The organism is Streptomyces lasalocidi, from assembly GCF_005280215.1.
Classification (GTDB): domain Bacteria; phylum Actinomycetota; class Actinomycetes; order Streptomycetales; family Streptomycetaceae; genus Streptomyces; species Streptomyces longwoodensis.
This window is the reverse complement of the sequence record NZ_SZNQ01000001.1, coordinates 716493-737160: the sequence shown is the minus strand read 5'-3', so window position 1 is coordinate 737160 and position 20668 is coordinate 716493. Positions and strand designations below refer to the sequence as shown.

Sequence of the window (20668 nt, the reverse complement as noted above, 5' to 3'; positions counted from 1 at the left end):
CCCGCACGACTCGCCCTCACTTCGTTGCCCCACCCACACAGTTGCCGGACGGCAAGTGTTGGGCCGACGGACACCACGAAGCGCCCACCCACCATCCCGCCGCGCCGTGTCGGGGCGGCCGCACGGGCCGCCCCGGACCTCAGCTGTCGGGGGCCTCGACCTGCGGCAGGCCCTGGTCGATCAGGGCCAGCGCCTCGTCCACCTTCTCGGAGATCGGCACCGTCAGGCTCACACCCGTCAGGTCCAGGACCCGCCGGACGGGCGCCGTCGGGTTGATCACGTGCACGCTGCCGGGCAGCTCACGGGCCTCCTGGTAGACGCGCAGGATGATGTTCATGCCGGACGAGTCCATGAAGGGCACCTCCGACAGGTCCAGCAGGAAGTGCTTGCGGCCGTGGTGGAGCTGGTTGGCCAGATGGGCCTGGAACTCGGTGGCGGTGTCCAGATCGAGATGGCCCTCCACCCGGACCAGGGCGACGTCCTCACGGGGCAGGGACACCTCGACGGACAGCGGGTTGTGGGCGATGGCCACGAAAACCTCCGAATACAGACGGTCTCGGGTGACTCCCGGGAGGTCGCTCCGATGCGACCCGGAGGAGGACAGAGAGGCCGTACGGCACCTCTGTCCGCCCGCGGTCCCGGCCTGTCACCGCGCACCAGCGGATACCCCCGAACGGGCGCCTCATGCGTCCCGGGATTCCCCGGCGCGGGACTGCCCGGCGCGGGGCTCCTCGGCGTCCGACGTGCGCGGTCCGACCCGGATTCCGACGATACAGGTGTCGTCGTCGGTGTCCGACCGGCTGTGCACCAGCAGCCGGTCCAGCTGCTGGTCCAGCGTCGGCGGGACGGTGCGGGCCGTGCTGAGCAGGTGGCTCAGCGACTCCTCCACCGACCGGTCGCGCCGCTCGATCAGGCCGTCGGTGTACATGAGGAGCGTGTCCCCGGCCGTCAGGTCCAGCTCGCCCTCCTCGTACCGCGTCTCCGGTACGGCGCCCAGCAGCAGCCCCTTCACGAGCGGCAGCGGGACCGCCTCCTCCCCGTTGACCAGGACCGGCGGCAGGTGCCCGGCGCGCGCCCAGCGCAGGGTGCCCCGGGCGGGGTCGTACAGCCCGCACACCGCGGTCGCCGTCACGGCACCGGTGAGGTGGTGCGCCACCATGTTCAGCCAGGACAGCAGCTGGGCCGGCCCCGCGCCGGTCACCGCCAGCCCGCGCAGCGCGTTGCGCAGCACCACCATGCTGGTCGCCGCCTCTATGCCGTGGCCGGCCACGTCGCCCACGCACAGCATCACCAGCCCCGAGGGCAGCCGTACGGCGTCGTACCAGTCGCCGCCGACCAGCTGCTCCTCCTCGGCGGGCCGGTAGCGCACGGCCACCTGGAGACCGGGCACCTCCAGCGGTGTGTGGGTCGGCGGCATGATCGCGTGCTGGAGCTGGAGGGTGAGCCGGTTGCGCTCGTGCGCCTGCTGCTCGGTGTGCGCCAGTTGGTCGCGGGTCGCGGCGAGCGCCACCTCGGTCCAGTGCTGGGAGGAGATGTCCTGGTAGGCGCCGCGCAGCGCGACCGGGCGGTCGTCGGTGTCCAGGACCGGCTCGGCGACCACCCGCATGTGCCGGGTCACGCCGTCGGGCCGCTGGAGGCGGAACGCCGCCGACGCCGGGCGCCGGTGGTGCAGCAGGGTGCGCAGGAAGCGGCCGATGGTGACCGCGTCGTCGGGGTGGGCGAACGCGGCGAGTCGCTCCAGCGGCACCGGCGGGCTGGACTCGGGACGGCCGTACAGGGCGAACATCTGGCCGTTCCAGGTGATCTCGCCCGTGAGCAGGTTCTCCTCGAAGCCGCCGATGCGGCCCAGGCGCTGGGCGTTCTGGAGCAGACTGGCCAGGCGGGCCGTCTCGTCCTCGATGCGCCAGATGAGCAGCACACAGCTGCCGTGCCGGCTGATGCTGATGTCGGCGGTCGCCGCGAGCGGCACCTCGTCCACCAGCGCGGTCAGCCCCATGCGCCGGGCGCGGAACGGCTCCCCGGTGGCGTAGACGCGCTCGACCCGCTGGAACAGCTCGCTGTCCCCGGCGGCCATCGGGTAGGCCTCCAGCAGCAGCGCGCCGTTGACGACGGCCCGGGGCCGGCCCGCGGGGTCGAGGAAGCGGTCGTTGACGTGCTGGATGCGGAAGTCCGCGAGCCCGCCGGCGCCGTCCAGGTGCGGCACGAGGACCAGCGCCGGGTCGTGCAGCCCGTCCGCGAGGTCCATCAGCTCGGTGGCGTCGGGCAGGGGACCGGGCGGGCGCTCGGACGGCTCCGGCGGCCGTGACGTCTCCAGGGTGTGGGCGCACAACTCGGCCAGCGCCTCCATCTGCCGGACCACCTGGGGCGGCTGCGGGACGAGCGGGGTGGGCCAGACGATCTCCAGGACGCCGTGGATCCGGCCGCCGGTCCCGGCGGGCAGGGCCACCCGGCCGCCGTCCGGGAAGAGGTGCCGGCCGATGGAGGGCAGGCTCGTCCGGGCGAGCGACTCGACCCAGTGGCCGGTGCGCTCGGTCAGCCCGCGGCGGGCCACGGTCGCCACGTCCGGCGGTACGTAGTGCCAGCGGGCGGACTCGCCCGGCGCGAAGCCGGCGCTGCCCGCCAGGGTCAGGGAGCCGTCGGGTCCCGCCGACCAGATCGCCACGGCCACGGCACCGAGGGGGCCGAGCGCGTGCTGGAGCAGCGAGTCGGCGACGGCCTGGGTGTCCTGCGCCGCCAGCGCCCCGCTCTCCGCGGTGCGCAGCCGTACGGCCGCCTCGGCGTCCTCCGCGGCCCGGGCCCGCCCGGCGACGGTGTCGAGGAAGCCGAGGGTCACCTCGGACAGCCGGTCCTGGGCGGACTGGTTGATCACGTCCACGGCCAGCTCGAGCGGGGTCACGCCCGCCTGCTCGGCCAGTTCGGTGAGGTGGCGGGCCGCGGCGGCGGGGCCGCAGCCCAGCCGCTCCACCAGGACGCCCTTGGCCAGCTCGACCAGGGCGCGGCCCTCCGCCTCCGCCTGCGCGGCGCGCACCTCGCGCCGCAGGCGTTCCACGGTGGCGGCGAGCCGGCCGACGGGGCTGAGGTCGCCGGACCGCTCCCGCCCGGCCGCCGCGTCGCCGTCGGCGGGCGGGGGAGCGGCCTCGGAGGTGTCCAGGGCGGTGACGGACACGGCCTCGGCGGGCCGGACGTCGGCGCGGACGCCGTCGTCGGGCAGGCCGTCGTCGGGCAGGAGGCCGTCGGACCGGGCGTCGCCGGTGGGCGCGGGCCGCTCGGGCGACGCCGCGTCCTCGTAGGGCGGTCGGGACATGGTCACAGTGCGCTACTCCTCGGCCTGGACGCCCGGTCGCCCGGGACGCACGGCTCGCTCAGGCGGTCAGCCAGCGGCGGACGCAGGACATCAGGTCGTGCGTGTCCACGGGCTTGGTGACGTAATCGCTCGCTCCCGAGGCGAGGCTCTTCTCCCGGTCCCCGGGCATCGCCTTGGCGGTGACCGCGACGATGGGGAGCTCCGCGTACTCGGGCAGCTTGCGGATCTCGGCCGTGGCCGTGTAACCGTCCATCTCCGGCATCATCACGTCCATCAGCACGAGCGCGATCTCCGGGTTGTTGCGCAGCGTCTCGATGCCCTCGCGGCCGTTCTCCGCGTGCAGCACCCGCAGGCCGTGCAGCTCCAGGATGCCGCTGAGGGCGTACAGGTTGCGCGCGTCGTCGTCGACCACGAGCACCGTGCGCCCCACCACCGCGTCGTCGACCACCTCGGGGGCGATGTGGTGCGGCTCGTCGGCGCGGACCAGGGCGAGCACGTCGCCCGGCTCCTCGGCGGACAGGTGCAGGGTGATGCGCTCGCGGAGCTCGTCCAGGCTGGACAGGAACTCCAGGGGCCGGCCGGCGGCCCGCGCCCGCAGGGTCTCCTCCTGGGCCAGCTCCACCCGGTGGCCGGTGTGCACGAGCACCGGCACGCTCGCGAGCGCCGAGTCGCCCTCCAGCGCCTCCAGGAAGCGGGAGGCCTCACCGCCCGGCATCGTCAGGTCCAGGACCACGCAGTGGCACGGCTCGGCGGCCAGCGCCCCGGCCGCCTCCTGCGCGCCGACCGCGGTGACCAGGTCGACCGGGAGCGGCATCGCCCCCTCGTCCCGGCCGCGCCCCAGGTCGGCGGCCACGCTCTCGGAGACCAGGGTGAGCAGCCCGCGCGGCCGCTCCTCGACCACGAGCAGCCGGCGCGGACGCGGCCGGGCCGCCGTGGACACCGGCAGGGGGCCCAGCGGGATCCCGGTCGGGACGCTGTCGGCGCTCTCCGCGCCGTCCCCGCTGCGCTCCAGCACCCGACCGCCCGCGTGGAGTTCCTCGAAGTCCCGCCGGGCGACGGGCAGGTAGAGCGTGAAGGTGCTGCCGTGCCCGGGCGTGCTGTCCACCGTGACGGCGCCGCCCAGCAGGTGGGCGATCTCCTTGGTGATCGACAGGCCCAGGCCGGTGCCGCCGTATTTGCGGCTCGTGGTGCCGTCGGCCTGCTGGAAGGCGCCGAAGATGCTCTCCAGGTGCTGCTCGGAGATGCCGATGCCGGTGTCCTTCACCCGGAACGCCACGATGGTGCCGCCCCGGATCACGCCCTCGGGCACCTCGTCGTCGCCGGCCGGCTCCACGATCAGCTCCACACCGCCCTGCTCGGTGAACTTCACCGCGTTGGACAGCAGGTTGCGCAGGATCTGCCGCAGCCGGGAGTCGTCGGTCAGCAGGTCGGCGGGCGCCCCGGGCGCGGTGCGCACCTCGAAGTCGAGGCTCTTCTGCGTCGTCAGCGGACGGAACGTCGCCTCGACGTAGTCGATCAGCTGCTTGAGGGACACCCGCTCCGGCGAGATGTCCATCTTGCCGGCCTCCACCTTGGACAGGTCGAGGATGTCGTTGATCAGCTGGAGCAGGTCGGAACCGGCGGAGTGGATGATCCCGGCGTACTCGACCTGCTTGGGGGTGAGGTTGCGGGACGGGTTCTGCGCGAGCAGCTGGGCCAGGATCAGCAGGCTGTTGAGCGGGGTGCGCAGTTCGTGGCTCATGTTCGCCAGGAACTCCGACTTGTACTTGGACGCCAGCGACAACTGCTGGGCGCGGGCCTCCAGTTCCTGCCGGGCCTGCTCGATCTGGAGGTTCTTCGCCTCGATGTCGCGGTTCTGCGCGACCAGCAGCGAGGCCTTCTCCTCCAGCTCCGCGTTGGAGCGCTGGAGCTCCTCCTGCTGCGACTGCAACTCGGCGGACCGCGCCTGGAGTTCGGCGGTCAGCCGCTGCGACTCGTCGAGCAGCTCGTCGGTGCGGGCGTTGGCCACGATGGTGTTGACGTTGACCCCGATGGTCTCCCGCAGCTGCTCCAGGAAGTCCATGTGGATCTGGGTGAACGCGGTGACCGACGCCAGCTCGATCACGCCGAGGACCTGTCCCTCGAACACGATCGGCAGCAGCACCAGCGCGCTGGGCTCGACCTCGCCGAGCCCGGAGGAGATGGTCACGTACCCGGCCGGCAGCTCGTCGACGACGATCGTACGGCGGCTGCGCGCGGCCTGGCCGACCAGCGAGCGGCCGAACGGGATCCGGGTCGGGCGGCGGTCGTCGTCGGGGTAGCCGTACGCCCCGACCAGCCGCAGCTCCGGCCTGCTCTCGCTGTCCTCGGCGAGATAGAAGGCGCCGTACTGGGCCGCCACCAGCGGCACCAGCTCGTCCATGATCAGCTCCGCGACCACCGGGAGGTCGCGGTGGCCCTGCATCAGGCCGGCGATGCGCGCCAGGTTGGTCTTGAGCCAGTCCTGCTCCTGGTTGGCCATGGTGGTGTCACGCAGGGACTCCACCATGGAGTTGATGTTGTCCTTGAGCTCGGCGACCTCGCCGGACGCCTCCACGGTGATGGAGCGGGTCAGGTCGCCCTCGGCCACGGCGCTCGCCACCTCGGCGATGGCCCGCACCTGCCGGGTCAGGTTCCCGGCCAGCTCGTTGACGTTCTCCGTCAGGCGCTTCCAGGTGCCGGAGACGCCCTCCACCTCGGCCTGGCCGCCGAGGCGTCCCTCGGTGCCGACCTCGCGGGCGACGCGGGTGACCTCGTCGGCGAACGCGGACAGCTGGTCGACCATCGTGTTGATGGTCGTCTTCAGCTCCAGGATCTCGCCGCGCGCGTCGACGTCGATCTTCTTCGACAGGTCGCCCTTGGCCACCGCGGTCGTCACCAGCGCGATGTTGCGCACCTGGCCGGTGAGGTTGTTGGCCATCGAGTTGACGTTGTCGGTGAGGTCCTTCCAGGTGCCGGCCACGTTGGGCACGTGCGCCTGGCCGCCGAGGCGTCCCTCGGTGCCCACCTCGCGGGCCACGCGGGTGACCTCGTCGGCGAACGCGGACAGCGTGTCGACCATCGTGTTGATCACGTCGGCCAGCGCGGCGACCTCGCCCTTGGCCTCGACCGTGATCTTCTGCGACAGGTCGCCGCGGGCCACGGCGGTGGCGACCTGGGCGATGGACCGCACCTGTCCCGTGAGGTTCGACGCCATCACGTTGACGTTGTCGGTGAGGTCCTTCCAGGTGCCCGAGACACCCCGCACGGTGGCCTGGCCGCCGAGGTTGCCGGCCGTGCCGACCTCGCGGGCGACGCGGGTGACCTCGTCGGCGAACGCGGAGAGCTGGTCGACCATCGTGTTGATGGTGTTCTTCAGTTCCAGGATCTCGCCGCGGGCGTCGACGGTGATCTTCTGGGAGAGGTCGCCCTGGGCGACCGCGGTCGCCACCTGGGCGACGTTGCGGACCTGGGCGGTCAGGTTGCCCGCCATGAAGTTCACCGAGTCGGTGAGGTCGCGCCAGGTGCCCTTGACGCCCTTCACGTCGGCCTGGCCGCCGAGGCGTCCCTCGGTGCCGACCTCGCGGGCGACGCGGGTGACCTCGTCACCGAATGCGGAGAGCTGGTCGACCATCGTGTTGATGGTGTTCTTCAGTTCCAGGATCTCGCCGCGGGCGTCGACGGTGATCTTCTGGGAGAGGTCGCCCTGGGCGACCGCCGTCGTCACCTGGGCGATGTTGCGGACCTGGGCGGTGAGGTTGCCCGCCATGAAGTTCACCGAGTCGGTGAGGTCGCGCCACACGCCAGCGACCCCGCCCACCTGCGCCTGGCCGCCGAGGCGTCCCTCGGTGCCGACCTCGCGGGCGACGCGGGTGACCTCGTCGGCGAACGCGGAGAGCTGGTCGACCATCGTGTTGACGGTCTCCTTCAGCTGCAGGATCTCGCCCCGGGCCGGCACGTCGATCTTCTGCGACAGGTCGCCCTTGGCCACCGCCGTCGCCACCTGGGCGATGTCGCGGACCTGGGTGGTGAGGTTGCCCGCCATCGCGTTGACCGAGTCGGTCAGGTCGGCCCAGGTGCCGGACACCCCGGGCACCTCCGCCTGCCCGCCGAGGGTGCCCTCGGTGCCGACCTCGCGGGCCACGCGGGTGACCTCGGACGTGAACACCGACAACTGGTCGACCATGCCGTTGAAGACGGTGGCGATGTCCCGGACCAGCCCCTCGCCCTCCTCGGGCAGCCGGATGCCGAAGTCGCCGTCCCGCACGGCCGTCAGCCCGGCGAGGAGCTGTCTGAGCTCCTGGTCGCCCGGTGCCGATTCGACGACCTCGGTCCTCTTGCTGGTCATGCGCAGCCTCGTTCCGCTCCCCAGGAGCCCCCGCCCCGGGGACTCGGAACCGGGCCGCCCGTGAGGACGGACGAACCCGCCTGCCGTGTGACGAAACCGCCGGTGACGGCCCCGCCGATGAGAAAAATACGCCGCAGGCTAACCCGCGGATCGGGCCCGGAACAAAGCCGCGCGTCATCTCCCGCAGCGCGCTGGACCGGGGGAAGGACGCCGCGCATGCGGTGACGGGAACAGGGTATGCGACGGGGTTTCGCCCGTGTACCCGGCATGGCCGCCCGACGGCCCGCGGAGCCGCCCCGCGCCGTGCGGGAACGGGGCACGGGGCCGCCCGGACACCGGGCGCCACGGGCGCCCGCGACCGAATGGGCCAGCCGTGTCAGGGTATTTGGTGCTGAGGGACGCGAGAAGGGAGCAGCGTGACGATGCTCGCACTGTGGTCGTACACGGTGGACAGCGGTCGGACCGAGGAGCAGGACCTGACGGGCTGGACGGTCGAGGCCGCCGACGGCACCGTCGGCCACGTGGACCGGGAGGCGGCCCCGCACGGCATGCGCCACCTGGTCGTCGACACCGGCGTGTGGGTGTTCGGCCGCAGCGCCGTGGTGCCGGTGGGCGCGGTCACCACCGTCGACCCGGCGGAGCGGCGCGTGACCCTGGCCTGCACCAGGGACCAGGTCAAGGACGCCCCGCGGTTCCGCACCGACAGCGAGACCATGAACCACGAGTACCTGTCGGCGGTCGGTGACTACTACGCCCGGCTGGCGGCCCGCGGAACCACGCCCGCGTGACCGGCGCGTCGCGTCCGCGGGACGAGGGTGGCAGGCACCCGGGCGACCTCACGGCCCGGGTGCCGTCGCCCGTCCCGCCGACCGGAGCGACCGCCGCGTCGGCCCGTGCCCACGCACGGGCGGCGGTGGAGGAGGCGTGGGGCGCGGCCGGTGAGCGGCCCCGCGAGGAGGACCTGATCGACCTGTCGCTCGTCGTCTCCGAGATGGTCACGAACGCCATCCGGCACGGCGGGGGCCTGACGGGCTTCGAGGTGTCGGTCGAGCGGGACGGTGTCCGGCTGGCGGTGAGCGACCGCAGCGACGCCGTCCCCGACGGCGCGTACGGCATCGGCGGCTTCCCCCGCACCCACGGCGGCAACGGCTACGGCTGGCCGCTGATCAACCGCCTCGCCGAAGAGGTCACCGTCCGGCACCGGCCGAGGGGCGGGAAGACGATCAGCGCGCGCGTGCCGCTGCGCCCGGCCCTCGCCCAGGACCCGACCGGACCCGCCCGAGCCCGCAGCGGGGCCGCCGGGGGTTCGTCCCCCTCCGAGGACGCCTCGGCCGGACACGCCTGATCGGCGCGCCCGGCCGTCACCCCCGCTGGCCGCTGCCGTGCCGGTTCGCACACCGGCTCTCCTGCCGGCTCTCACCACGGCAGGAACACGTGGATGTCCTTGCCCCCGTCGGTGGGCACCACGCTGACCTGTTGGCACAGCGTGTGCACCAGATGCCAGCCGATGCCGCCGGCTCCGCTGTCCGGCCGGAAGGGCCGCGGCGCGGGAAGCGTAGGGCTGGTGTCGTGGACCGTGACGTGCACCCCGTCGAAGGTGCGGCGCAGCTGCAGTTCGAAGGGGCCCGGCGCGTACTGGACCGCGTTCGACGTCAGCTCGTCCACGATCAGCAGGATGTCGTGCCAGTACTCCTCGGCGGAGGGCGGCACGGCCCGCGCCAGGCTCTTCAGGAACTCCTCCGCGGCCATCCGCGCGCCCGTCACGTCGTGCGGCTCACCCGCGAAACGGACGGTACGGGGCTGCGGTCCCCAGGAGGTCAGTTCGTCTCCCCTGTTCGGCTCGATCGCCATGTCGTGGTGCGGCCCGCGGGGCGGGCCGGCGTCCTTTCTCCTACAGAACTGTCCGTGACCACCTTCAGGGTTCCCGGGCCCGCGTGGCCTACGCGTCCTGTACGAGGGCGGCACCGTACACCAGCGGCCCCGGGCGTCACACCCGGGCCTACGCCGATGGAGTGCGTCCGGGGCGGGCGCGGCGCCGGCCGGCCCGGACTCAGCGGAACACGTCGTCCGCGTCGTCCCAGGCGAGGACCTCCTCCGGCGGCCCCTGCCGGGGCAGCGGACGGCGGACCGCGTACATCGCGTCGATCTCGGTGGCGTAGTGCTGGACGATCGAGTCGCGGCGCAGCTTCATCGACGGCGTCAGCAGCCCGTTGGTCTGGTCGAACGGCTGGGGCAGCACCCGGAAGACCCGGATCGACTCCGAGCGGGACACCGCGCTGTTGGCGGCGGCGACGGCCCGGCCGAGCTCGTCGCGCAGGGCGTTCTCCTCGCGGGCCTCGCGGCTCGGCGCGTCACCCTGGAGCATCAGCCCGCCGCGCCAGTGCGCCAGGAAGTCCGGGTCCAGCGTGATCAGCGCGCCGACGCAGGGCCGGTTGTCGCCCACGACCACCGCCTGGTGCACCAGGGGGTGCATGCGCAGCCGCTGCTCCAGCAGGGCCGGCGAGACGCTCTTGCCGCTGCTGGTGATGATCACGTCCTTCTTGCGGCCGGTGATCGTCAGGTAGCCGTCCCCGTCCAGGTGCCCGAGGTCCCCGGTGGCCAGCCAGCCGCCGCGCAGCGCGGCCCGGGTGGCGCCGTCGTCGTTGACGTAGCCCTGGAACACCGACGGGCCGCGCACCAGGATCTCCCCGTCGTCGGCCACCCGGATCTCGGTGCCCGGCAGCGCCTGCCCGACCGTCCCGGACCGCTCCCGGCCCAGCGGCTGCATGGTGAGGCCGCCGCTGGTCTCGGTGAGCCCGTAGCCGTCGTGGACGTAGATGCCGATGCCCTCGTAGAACAGGGACAGGTCCCGGTGCAGCGGTGAGCCGCCGGACGTGGCGCGGTGCACCCGCCCGCCGAGCGCGGCGCGCAGCTTGCGGTACACGGTCCGCTCGAACACGGCGTGCTGGAGCCGCAGGTCGAGCCCCGGTCCCGAGCCGCGGCCGAGGCGCTGGCGCTCGACGGCGGTGGCGAAGTCCCGCGCGGTCTGCGCGGCCCGCTCGAACAGCGCGCCGCGGCCGGCCTGTTGGGCGGCGCGCAGGAAGTTCTTGTAGATCTTCTCGTAGACCGACGGCACGGCGTGCAGGTAGGTCGGCCGGAACGACGCCAGCGCCGCGACCAGCGCCTCCTGGCTGAGGTCGGGCTCGTGGCCCATGAGGATGCCGCCGCGCACGCACAGCCCCTGGATCATCAGCCCGTAGACGTGCGAGAACGGCAGGAAGGCGAGGACCGACGGCTGCTCGCCGGGCGGCGCCGCGGTGTGCCCCCAGCCGGCGAGCAGGGTGTCGCACGGGCTCGCCAGCCCGCGGTGGCTCAGCGCACAGCCCAGGGGGCGGCCGGAGGTGCCGGAGGTGTAGGCGACCGCGGCGGTGGAGTCCGGCAGCACGATGCGGCGCAGCGAGTCCACGGTGGTGAGCGGGATGTGCTCGCCGCGCCGGGCGAGCTCGTCGAGGGCGCCGGAGTCCAGCTGCCACACGTGCCGCAGGGCGGGCAGCGAGGCGCACACCGAGCCGACCGTCATCACGCTCTGCTCGTCCTCGACGACCACCCCGACGCAGCCGGAGTCGCGCAGGATGTAGGCGACCTGGTCGCGCGAGGAGGTCGGGTAGATCGGCACGATCTCGGCGCCCACGGCCCACAGGGCGTAGCTGAGCACCGTCCACTCGTACCGGGTGCGGGCCATGATCGCGACGCGGTGGCCGGGTGAGATCCCCGAGGCGACGAACCCCTTCGCCAGGTCGACCACCTCGTCGCGCAGCTCGACGGCGGTCACCTCCTCCCACGCGGCCGTGCCCGGGCGGCGGCGGGCGAGGACCGGGAGCGTGGGCGTGCGGGCCGCCGTCTCGAAGACGCTGTCGGCGAGACCCGCCGTCAGGGGCGGGGCGGCTGGGGGAGCCATCGCGGTGTCGCGCATGCGGTGCTCCTGACGGGAACGAGGTGGCGCGCGGCCGACCTGGACCGTTGTCGGCGCTGGTCGAATCTAGCCGAGGCCGGACCACTTGTGGCCGGGAACGGGCAAGTAATCCGAGCGGATGATCCCGGGGCGGTGATCCTGCCCGGATCGGGGGACTCGGACGGCATGACGCACATCAACCCCGACCCCGAACCCGAGCGCACCACCGGACTGGAACCCGGTGGCGGCGTCCCCCCGGGCGAGACCCCGCCCGCCGAGAGCAGCATGCCGGAGGCGGGCCCGCTGGAGACGCACAACCCGACCACGGGCTGGGCCAAGGGCCCGCTGGTGATCATCATCGGGCTGTGCGTGCTGGTCGCCGCGTTCTTCCTCGCCTACGCCCTGGTCCTGGCCCTGTGAGCCCGCGTGCCCCGTGCGGGTGCGCACCGCCGACAGGGGCGTGATTCGGCCACGGGCCCGGCACCCGGTGCGCCCCGCGCCGGGTGCCGCGGGCGCCTGCCCCGGCCCGCCGGGCTGATCGGCCCGGGGCGCCGTGCCGCCGTGCGTCGCCTGTGCTCAGCCCTGGGTGCGCCGCACGCACTCCGCGACCACCTCGCGCAGGTTGCCGCCGGTGCGCTCCCACACCTCCCGCTGCACCTGGGCGCCGTTGCCGTGCGCGAGCAGCTCGGCGCAGGACGCCTCCACCCGGTCGAGGTCGCCGTGGTCGGCCAGCGCCTCCCCGACGTGGTCCAGCAGCGCCCGTACGACCGTCTTCACCGGGGCGCGGCGCATGCCGGCCGGGTGCAGCAGCTCGCCGGTCAGCCCCGAGCGGGCCGCCTGCCAGCCGGCGAGGCGCAGCAGGCTCACGCTGTGGTCCACCGGCTCGCGGCCGGCCCGCCACTCCCGCGCGGCCGTCTCGACGAGGCCCCGGACCAGGGCGGCGATCAGCACGGGGGTGCCGGGCTCCAGGCAGACGTCGGCCACCCGGACCTCCACCGTGGGGTAGCGCGGGGACAGCCGGGCGTCGAAGTAGATCATGCCGTCGTCGAGGATCGTCCCCGTGGCCACCATGTCGGCCACCCGGCGGTGGTAGCGCTCCGGCGTGGCGAACAGCTCGGTCGGCCCGGCCGAGGGCCACCGCTGCCAGACCCGGCTGCGGTAGCTGTGGTAGCCGGTCTCGCGGCCCTGCCAGAAGGGCGAGTTCGCGCTGAGCGCGGTCAGCACCGACAGCCAGGGCCGGATGCGGTCCACGACCGCCACGCCCTCCTCGTCGGAGTCCACGGACACGTGGACGTGGCAGCCGCACACCATCTGCTCCCGGGTGGCGATGCCGTACTGCTCCTCCATCCACCGGTAGCGCCGGCCCATGCCGACCGACGGCTGCACCGGCAGCGGGGACGAGGCCAGTGCGGCCACCTCGCAGCCGGTCTCCCGCGCGAGCCGGGACGCCTCCGCGCGGCACCGGACGATCTCCGCCGCCAGCTCGGCCATCGAGGACTGCGGCTGGGTGGCGAACTCCAGCATCTGCTCGTGCAGTTCCTTCTCGAAGACGTCGTCGGCGTCCCCGGCGGCCTCAGCGGTGGAGCCGCCTTCAGCTCCGTTGTCGCTGTCGGTGCCGTTCTCCTCCTGGTCCCCGGCTGCCCGGGCGGCCCGGGCCAGGACGGCGGCGGACATCGCCTTCGGATCGCCGCTGTCCGGGTCCACCAGGAGGAGTTCCTCCTCCACTCCTACGGTGCGCACGCGTTGCAGCCTTTCTCCCGCTGGTCGTACGCACCCGCTTTCCCGCCCGGGCCGGGTTCACACGGCGGGCGCCAGCCACACTGTCGCCAGCGGCGGCAGGGTGAGCCGGATCCGTCCGTCCTCCGGCTTCACCGGGTCGGGGCAGGTGACGTCGCCGCCGCCGTAGCGGGCCGCGTCGGTGTTCAGCACCTCCTGCCACGCCGTGACCTCGTCCCCCACGGCGAGGGCGTAGTCGTGGCGCACGACGGGCGAGAAGTTGCTGATCGCCAGCAGCGGCGCGCCGTCGGCGGCGAAGCGCAGGAAGGCGTACACGTTGTCCTCGGCGGCGTCGCAGGCCACCCAGCAAAAGCCCGCCGGGTCGGTGTCGCGCTGCCACAGGGCCGGGGTGGTCCGGTACAGCGCGTTGAGGTCGCGGACCAGGTCGCGCACGCCGCAGTGGTCGGCCCCGGCGCCGTAGGCCGGGTCGAGCAGCCACCAGTCGGGGCCCTGTGCCTCGGACCACTCGGCGCCCTGGGCGAACTCCTGGCCCATGAAGAGCAGTTGCTTGCCCGGGTGGGACCACATGTAGCCGAGGTAGGCGCGGTGGTTGGCGCGCTGCTGCCACCAGTCGCCCGGCATCTTCGACACCAGGGCCTGCTTGCCGTGGACCACCTCGTCGTGGCTGATGGGCAGCACGTAGTTCTCGCTGTACGCGTACACCATCGCGAAGGTCATCTCGTGGTGGTGGTACTTGCGGTGCACCGGCTCGTGGCTCATGTACTGCAGCGAGTCGTGCATCCAGCCCATGTTCCACTTCAGCCCGAAGCCCAGTCCACCGCCGTCCGTCGGCCGGGTCACCCCGTCCCACGCGGTGGACTCCTCGGCGATGGTCACCACGCCCGGGTTGCGCCGGTACACCGTGGCGTTCATCTCCTGCAGGAACGCCACCGCGTCCAGGTCCTCGCGGCCGCCGAACACGTTCGGGGACCACTGGCCGGAGTCCCGCGAGTAGTCGAGGTAGAGCATCGAGGCGACCGCGTCCACGCGCAGCCCGTCGATGTGGAACTCCTCGCACCAGTACGTGGCGTTCGCGACCAGGAAGTTGCGCACCTCGGTGCGCCCGAAGTCGAACTCGAAGGTGCCCCAGTCCGGGTGCTCGGCCCGCCGCTCGTCCCCCGGCTCGTACAGCGGGTCCCCGTCGAAGCGGGCCAGCGCCCAGTCGTCCTTGGGGAAGTGGGCCGGCACCCAGTCCATGATCACGCCGATGCCGGCCCGGTGCAGGGCGTCGATCAGGTGCTTGAGGTCGTCCGGGGAACCCAGGCGGGCGGTCGGCGCGTAGAAGCCGGTGATCTGGTAGCCCCACGAGCCGCTGAAGGGGTGGTGGGCGACCGGCATGAACTCCACGTGCGTGAAGCCGAGTTCCTTGACGTAACCGGGCAGCTCCTCGGCGAGCTCGCGGTACGTCAGACCGGGGCGCCAGGACGGCAGGTGGACCTCGTACACGGAGAACGGGGCCTCGTGCACGGGCACGTCGCCGCGGTGCGCCAGCCAGTCGGCGTCGCCCCACTCGTAGTGCGAGACGTGCACGATGGACGCCGTGTCCGGCGGCACCTCCGCGCGCCGCGCCATCGGGTCCGCCTTGAGGAACCGGCCCCCGTGGCGGGAGGTGATCTCGAATTTGTACCGGGTGCCCTCGCCGATCCCCGGCAGGAACAGCTCCCAGACGCCGGAGGCGCCCATCGAGCGCATCGGGAACGCGGTCCCGTCCCAGCAGCAGAAGTCGCCGGTGACCCGCACCCCGCGGGCGTTGGGCGCCCACACGGTGAACCGGGTGCCGGCCACCCCCTGGTGGGTCATGGGCTGGGCGCCGAGCGCCGTCCACAGCTGCTCGTGCCGCCCCTCGCGGACCAGGTGCAGGTCGAGCTCGCCCAGCGCGGGCAGGAAGCGGTACGGGTCGTGCACCTCCTGCTCCGGGCCGTCGTACGCCACCCGCAGGGTGTAGGCGGGCACCGCGTCCAGCGGCAGCACGACGGAGAAGAAGCCGTCGCCCTCGGAGTCGAGCGGCACGGGCGCGCCGTCGACCACGACGCTCACCGCCCGCGCGAACGGGCGCAGCGCCCGGAACACCACCCCGCCGGGCACCTCGTGGGCGCCCAGCACGGCGTGCGGGTCGTGGTGTTCGCCGGCCAGCAGCCGGGCACGGTCGGTCGGGTCGAGCGGCGCGGTCCGGGTCGGGACCGGGCCGGCGCCCTCGGGCGGGGACGTGTCACGCAGAGCCACGGGTCATCCTCCTCGGACGGCGAGTCGTTCGATCGCGGCCATCGGCACCGCCAGCCAGTCGGGCCGGTGCCGGGCCTCGTACAGCACTTCGTAGACCGCCCGGTCGGTCTCGTGGGCGCGCAGCAGGGCGTGCTTCTTGCGCGGGTCCCAGCCGGCCCGGGCGGCGTAGCCGGCGCAGAACGCCTCCCGGCAGCGGCGGGCCCACTCCGGGCGCCAGGGACGCCGCTGCCGGGCCGCGTAGTCGAAGGAGCGCAGCATCCCGGCGATGTCCCGCACGGGGGAGTGGGCGCTGCACCGCTCGGCCAGCGGGCGGGACGGCTCGCCCTCGAAGTCGATGACGAACCACTCGCGTCCGGCGCGCAGGACCTGTCCCAGGTGCAGGTCGCCGTGGATGCGCTGGGCGGGCGGGCCCGGGTCGCAGGAACCGAGCGCCGCGAACGCGGTCTTCAGGCCCGGGACGTAGGGCCGCAGGGCCGCCACGTGGTGCGCGGCGGCCTCCAGCCGTTCGGTCATCGCGGCCGCCAGCGGTCCGTTCTCGCCCTCGGGGCCGAGCGGGAAGGCGGCCGCCAGCGCGAGGTGCACCTCGGCGGTGGCGCGGCCCAGCGCGTGCGCCTCGGCGGTGAAGTCGTCGCCGCGGCCGAGCGCGTCGAGCGCCAGCGTCCACCCGTCCGAGGCGTCCGGCAGGAACGGCTGGAGCACGCCCAGCGTCGCCTCCTGCGGGTGCGTCGTGCGGAACCAGGCGACCGGCGCGGGCACCTGGGCGCAGCCCTGCCCGGCCAGCGCGACCGGCACCTCCAGGTCGGGGTTGACCCCCGCCTGGATGCGCCGGAACACCTTCAGGATGAACGCGTCCCCGTACACCAGGGAGGTGTTGGACTGCTCGGCCTCCAGCAGCCGGGGCGCGAGGCCCGCGGGCACCGGCGGCGCCTCGGGGTGCGCCTCGAACACCAGCGGGCCGAGGGCGCCCGGGTGCCGCATCCGCTCCAGCAGGAGCTGGGTGGAGCGCGGGTCCTGCAGCGCGTCGTACACCGTGTACCCGGCGAGCGGTCCCTCGGCCACGCGGCCGATCATCGCCCGCCCCAGCCGCGGTGACAGGTGCTGTTGCAGGCCCAGCAGCAGCTGGTAGCAGTCCCCGGTGGGGGCGGCCCCCACGGGCGGCGGGACGCTCTGGTGCCCGGCCTGGATCAGCACGTGCAGACAGCCCGGGTACAGCTCCGTCATGGACAGCAGCCGCAGGTCGGTGACCGGCCGGTCCTTGCCGGCGAACCAGCGCTGACCCGGCAGCCACTCGCGCAGCAACGCGCCCAGCGGCCCGATGGTACGGGTACCGACGGGCGTTCTCGTCATCAGCGGTGTGGTCTTCGGCATGGTGACGCGTCCTTTCCCCGGCGCACGCTCACACGCGCCGGCCGGTGCGGGATGCGACTCGGGCGAGCCGGAACCAGTAGAAGCCGTGGCCCGCCAGGGTGAGCAGGTAGGGCAGCTCGCCGATGGCGGGGAAGCGCACCCCGCCGAACAGCTCGACCGGGTGGCGGCCGTCGAAGCGGCGCAGGTCGAGTTCGGTGGGCTGGGCGAAGCGGGAGAAGTTGTGCACGCACAGCACGAGGTCGTCCTCGTACTCGCGCAGGAAGGCCAGCACCGCGGCGTTGGAGGAGTGCAGTTCCGTGTAGCTGCCGAGGCCGAAGGCGGGGTTCTGCTTGCGGATCTCGATCATGCGGCGGGTCCAGTGCAGCAGCGAGGAGGGGCTGCTCATGGACGCCTCGACGTTGGTGACCTGGTAGCCGTGGACCGGGTCCATGATCGTCGGCAGGTAGAGGCGGCCGGGGTCGCACGAGGAGAAGCCGGCGTTGCGGTCGGGGGTCCACTGCATCGGGGTGCGCACCGCGTCGCGGTCGCCGAGCCAGATGTTGTCGCCCATGCCGATCTCGTCGCCGTAGTAGAGGATCGGCGAGCCGGGCAGGGACAGCAGCAGGGCGGTGAACAGCTCGATCTGGTTGCGGTCGTTGTCCAGCAGCGGCGCGAGCCGGCGGCGGATGCCGATGTTGGCCCGCATCCGCGGGTCCTTGGCGTACTCCGCGTACATGTAGTCGCGCTCTTCGTCGGTGACCATCTCGAGCGTGAGCTCGTCGTGGTTGCGCAGGAAGATGCCCCACTGGCAGCCCGACGGGATCGCCGGCGTCTTGGCCAGGATCTCCGAGACCGGGTAGCGCGACTCGCGCCGCACCGCCATGAAGATGCGCGGCATCACCGGGAAGTGGAACGCCATGTGGCACTCGTCGCCCCCGGAGGCGTAGTCGCCGAGGTACTCGACGACGTCCTCCGGCCACTGGTTGGCCTCGGCCAGCAGGACGGTGTCGGGGTACATGGCGTCGATCTCGCGGCGCACCCGCTTCAGGAACTCGTGGGTCGCCGGGAGGTTCTCGCAGTTGGTGCCCTCGGCCGCGTAGAGGTAGGGGACGGCGTCGAGGCGGAAGCCGTCGATGCCGAGGTCGAGCCAGAACCGCAGGGCGGCCAGGATCTCCTCCTGCACGGCCGGGTTCTCGTAGTTGAGGTCCGGCTGGTGGGAGAAGAAGCGGTGGAAGAAGTACTGGCCCCGTACGGGGTCGAAGGTCCAGTTGGAGACCTCGGTGTCGACGAAGATGATGCGGGCGTCGGGGTACTGCTTGTCGTCGTCGGCCCACATGTAGTAGTCGCCGTAGGGGCCGTCGGGGTCCTTGCGCGACTCCTGGAACCACGGGTGCTGGTCGCTGGTGTGGTTCATGACGAAGTCGATGATGACGCGCATGCCGCGCTGGTGGGCGGCGTCGGCGAACTCCACGAAGTCGGCGAGGTCGCCGAACTCGGGGAGCACCGACGTGTAGTCGGAGACGTCGTAGCCGCCGTCGCGCAGCGGGGACTTGAAAAACGGGGGGAGCCACAGGCAGTCGACGCCGAGCCACTGGAGGTAGTCGAGCTTGGCGGTGAGGCCCTTGAGGTCGCCGACGCCGTCGCCGTTGCTGTCCTGGAAGGAGCGGACCAGGACCTCGTAGAAGACGGCGCGCTTGAACCAGTCGGGATCGCGGTCCTTGGCGGGTGTGTCCTCGAACTTGTCCGCTACGGGCGAGTTGACGGTCATGACGATCTGGACCCTCCGTTCAGGACGTGGAGCACGTGGGCCGGTGTGCGGCCCGGCTCCAGGCGCACGTAGTTGGACCCGCCCCAGGCGTAGGTCTCACCCGTCAGTTCGTCGCGGACGGACAGGGAGGCGCCGTACTCCAGGCCGAGGTGCGGCATGTCCAACGAGACCGTGCCCTCCTGGGTGTGGTGGGGATCCAGATTGACGACCACGATCACCGTGTCGGACCCCTCGCGCTTGCTGTAGGCCAGCAGCGCGCCGTTGTCCGTGGGGTGGAAGCGGAGGTTGCGCAGCCGGCGCAGTGCGGGGTGCGCCCGCCGCACGGCGTTCAGCCGGGTGATGAGGGGGGCGATGGTGCGGCCCTCGCGGGCGGCGGCCTCCCAGTCGCGGGGGCGCAGCTGGTACTTCTCGGAGTCGAGGTACTCCTCGCTGCCCTCGCGCAGCGGGGTGTTCTCGCACAGCTCGTAGCCGGAGTAGATGCCCCAGGTCGGCGACAGGGTCGCGGCCAGGACCGCGCGGACCTCGAAGGCGGGGCGTCCGCCGTGCTGGAGGTAGGCGTGCAGGATGTCGGGGGTGTTGGGGAAGAAGTTGGGCCGCATGTACGCGGCCGCCTCGCCCGACAGCTCGCCCAGGTACTCGGTGAGCTCCTCCTTGGTGGTGCGCCAGGTGAAGTAGGTGTAGGACTGCTGGAAGCCGACCTGGGCCAGGGTGTGCATCATCGCCGGGCGGGTGAACGCCTCGGCCAGGAAGATCACGTCGGGGTCGGCGGCGTTGATCTCGCCGATCACCCGCTCCCAGAAGACGACCGGCTTGGTGTGGGGGTTGTCCACGCGGAAGATGCGCACCCCGCGGTCCATCCAGTGCCGCAGCACCCGCACCGTCTCCGCGACCAGGCCGTCCATGTCCTGGTCGAAGGCGATGGGGTAGATGTCCTGGTACTTCTTGGGCGGGTTCTCCGCGTAGGCGATGGTGCCGTCGGGACGGTGGTGGAACCACTCCGGGTGCTTGGACACCCACGGGTGGTCCGGGGAGCACTGCAGGGCGAAGTCCAGGGCGACCTCCAGGTCCAGGGAGCGGGCCTGCTCCACGAACCACTCGAAGTCCTCCAGCGTGCCCAGCTGCGGGTGCACCGCGTCGTGCCCGCCCTCCGGCGAGCCGATCGCCCACGGCACCCCCACGTCGTCGGGCGTCGCGCTCAACGCGTTGTTGGGTCCCTTGCGGAACGTGGTGCCGATGGGGTGGATCGGCGGCAGGTAGACGACGTCGAAGCCCATCTCGGCGATCGCCGGCAGCCGGCGCGCGGCCGTGCGGAACGTGCCGTGCGGCTCCTCGGGCGTGCCCTCCGAGCGCGGGAAGAACTCGTACCAGGACCCGAACAGCGCCCGCTCCCGCTCCACCAGCAGCGGCAGCGGCGCGGACGTGGTGACGAACTCGCGCAGCGGGTGCCGGGACAGCACCTCGGCCACCTCGGGCACCAGCGCCCCGGCCAGCCGGGCCGCGACGGGCCGTTCGTCGTCCCGCAGCGCCTCGACCGCCTTGAGGACCGTGGCGCGGTCCGGCCCCTCGGGGACCCCCGCCGCCGCCCGCTCGTAGAGGTCGGCGCCCTCCTCCAGGACCAGTCCGGTGTCGATGCCGGCGGGGATCTTGATGCAGGCGGTCTTCCGCCAGGTGGCGACCGGGTCGCTCCAGGCCTCCACCCGGTAGGTCCACCGTCCTTCGGCGTCCGGGGTCACGTCGGCGCCCCAGCGGTCCGAGCCGGGGGCGAGCTCGCGCAGGGGCGTGAAGGGTCCGTGGTGCCCGTCGGGGCCGGTCAGCACGACGTTGGCGGCGACGGCGTCATGGCCTTCCCGGAACACCGTCGCGGTGACCTGGAACGTTTCTCCGACGACCGCCTTCGCCGGGCGCCCGCCGCACTCCACCGCGGGCCGGACGTCCCGGACGGGAATGCGGCCGATGGCCGGGGTCGAACTCATG

General features: G+C 72.9%; 13 protein-coding genes. 3 read left to right on the top strand and 10 right to left on the bottom strand.

What is annotated here, in order from left to right; all coding sequences use genetic code 11:
* Positions 1–139 precede the first annotated feature (139 nt).
* The 3 genes from E4U91_RS03105 to E4U91_RS03095 all read right to left on the bottom strand — a co-directional run bounded on the left by E4U91_RS03105 (position 140) and on the right by E4U91_RS03095 (position 7649).
* Positions 140–532, bottom strand: a complete 393-nt coding sequence (locus E4U91_RS03105; protein ID WP_067228147.1) for an STAS domain-containing protein — start codon at positions 530–532, stop codon at positions 140–142.
* 150 nt (positions 533–682) lie between these two features.
* Positions 683–3304 carry a SpoIIE family protein phosphatase gene (locus tag E4U91_RS03100; RefSeq protein ID WP_241678819.1) on the bottom strand — a complete coding sequence of 874 codons (2622 nt, stop codon included), beginning with the start codon at positions 3302–3304 and terminating at the stop codon, positions 683–685.
* Positions 3305–3362: 58 nt separating this feature from the next.
* Positions 3363–7649 carry a HAMP domain-containing protein gene (locus E4U91_RS03095; protein WP_137305091.1) on the bottom strand — a complete coding sequence of 1429 codons (4287 nt, stop codon included), beginning with the start codon at positions 7647–7649 and terminating at the stop codon, positions 3363–3365.
* A 422-nt stretch (positions 7650–8071) separates the two neighbouring features.
* On the opposite strand from E4U91_RS03095, the gene E4U91_RS03090 reads away from it, so the two are divergent.
* Together E4U91_RS03090 and E4U91_RS03085 are read left to right on the top strand one after the other, a co-directional pair.
* Positions 8072–8437 (top strand): PRC-barrel domain containing protein, encoded by a 366-nt coding sequence (locus E4U91_RS03090; protein WP_323179329.1) that lies wholly within the window; start codon positions 8072–8074, stop codon positions 8435–8437.
* The gene (locus E4U91_RS03085) at positions 8434–8994 is read left to right on the top strand and encodes an ATP-binding protein (RefSeq protein ID WP_241678496.1); all 561 of its coding nucleotides are present in this window, start codon (positions 8434–8436) and stop codon (positions 8992–8994) included. Before E4U91_RS03090 ends, E4U91_RS03085 begins: the two co-directional genes overlap by 4 nt.
* 71 nt (positions 8995–9065) lie before the next feature.
* Here the strand turns inward: E4U91_RS03085 and E4U91_RS03080 are convergent, their stop codons facing one another.
* Positions 9066–9500, bottom strand: a complete 435-nt coding sequence (locus E4U91_RS03080) for an ATP-binding protein (protein ID WP_137305089.1) — start codon at positions 9498–9500, stop codon at positions 9066–9068.
* Positions 9501–9699: 199 nt separating this feature from the next.
* Positions 9700–11601 (bottom strand): AMP-dependent synthetase/ligase, encoded by a 1902-nt coding sequence (locus E4U91_RS03075; protein WP_137305088.1) that lies wholly within the window; start codon positions 11599–11601, stop codon positions 9700–9702.
* Positions 11602–11766: 165 nt separating this feature from the next.
* Between E4U91_RS03075 and E4U91_RS03070 the strand changes: the two genes are divergently transcribed.
* On the top strand, positions 11767–12000 hold the full coding sequence (locus tag E4U91_RS03070) for a DUF6480 family protein (RefSeq protein WP_067228907.1): 234 nt from the start codon (positions 11767–11769) through the stop codon (positions 11998–12000).
* Positions 12001–12156: 156 nt separating this feature from the next.
* Here E4U91_RS03070 and E4U91_RS03065 read toward each other — a convergent pair whose 3' ends face one another.
* Genes E4U91_RS03065 through E4U91_RS03045 form a run of 5 tightly spaced genes read right to left on the bottom strand, consistent with a single transcriptional unit; the run spans position 12157 to position 20667 of the window.
* Positions 12157–13320, bottom strand: a complete 1164-nt coding sequence (locus E4U91_RS03065; protein WP_137305087.1) for a glutamate--cysteine ligase 2 — start codon at positions 13318–13320, stop codon at positions 12157–12159.
* Positions 13321–13377: 57 nt separating this feature from the next.
* The gene (gene glgB / locus E4U91_RS03060; protein ID WP_137305086.1) at positions 13378–15579 is read right to left on the bottom strand and encodes a 1,4-alpha-glucan branching enzyme; all 2202 of its coding nucleotides are present in this window, start codon (positions 15577–15579) and stop codon (positions 13378–13380) included.
* A gap of 3 nt (positions 15580–15582) precedes the next feature.
* Complete coding sequence (locus E4U91_RS03055; RefSeq protein ID WP_137305085.1) at positions 15583–16947, bottom strand: maltokinase N-terminal cap-like domain-containing protein; 1365 nt, start codon at positions 16945–16947, stop codon at positions 15583–15585.
* Positions 16948–16975: 28 nt separating this feature from the next.
* Positions 16976–18694 carry a maltose alpha-D-glucosyltransferase gene (treS, locus tag E4U91_RS03050; protein WP_137305084.1) on the bottom strand — a complete coding sequence of 573 codons (1719 nt, stop codon included), beginning with the start codon at positions 18692–18694 and terminating at the stop codon, positions 16976–16978.
* Entirely contained in the window at positions 18691–20667 is a 1977-nt protein-coding gene (locus E4U91_RS03045; protein ID WP_137305083.1) for an alpha-1,4-glucan--maltose-1-phosphate maltosyltransferase, read from the bottom strand. The genes treS and E4U91_RS03045 overlap by 4 nt, the downstream gene beginning before the upstream one ends.
* Position 20668 lies beyond the last annotated feature (1 nt).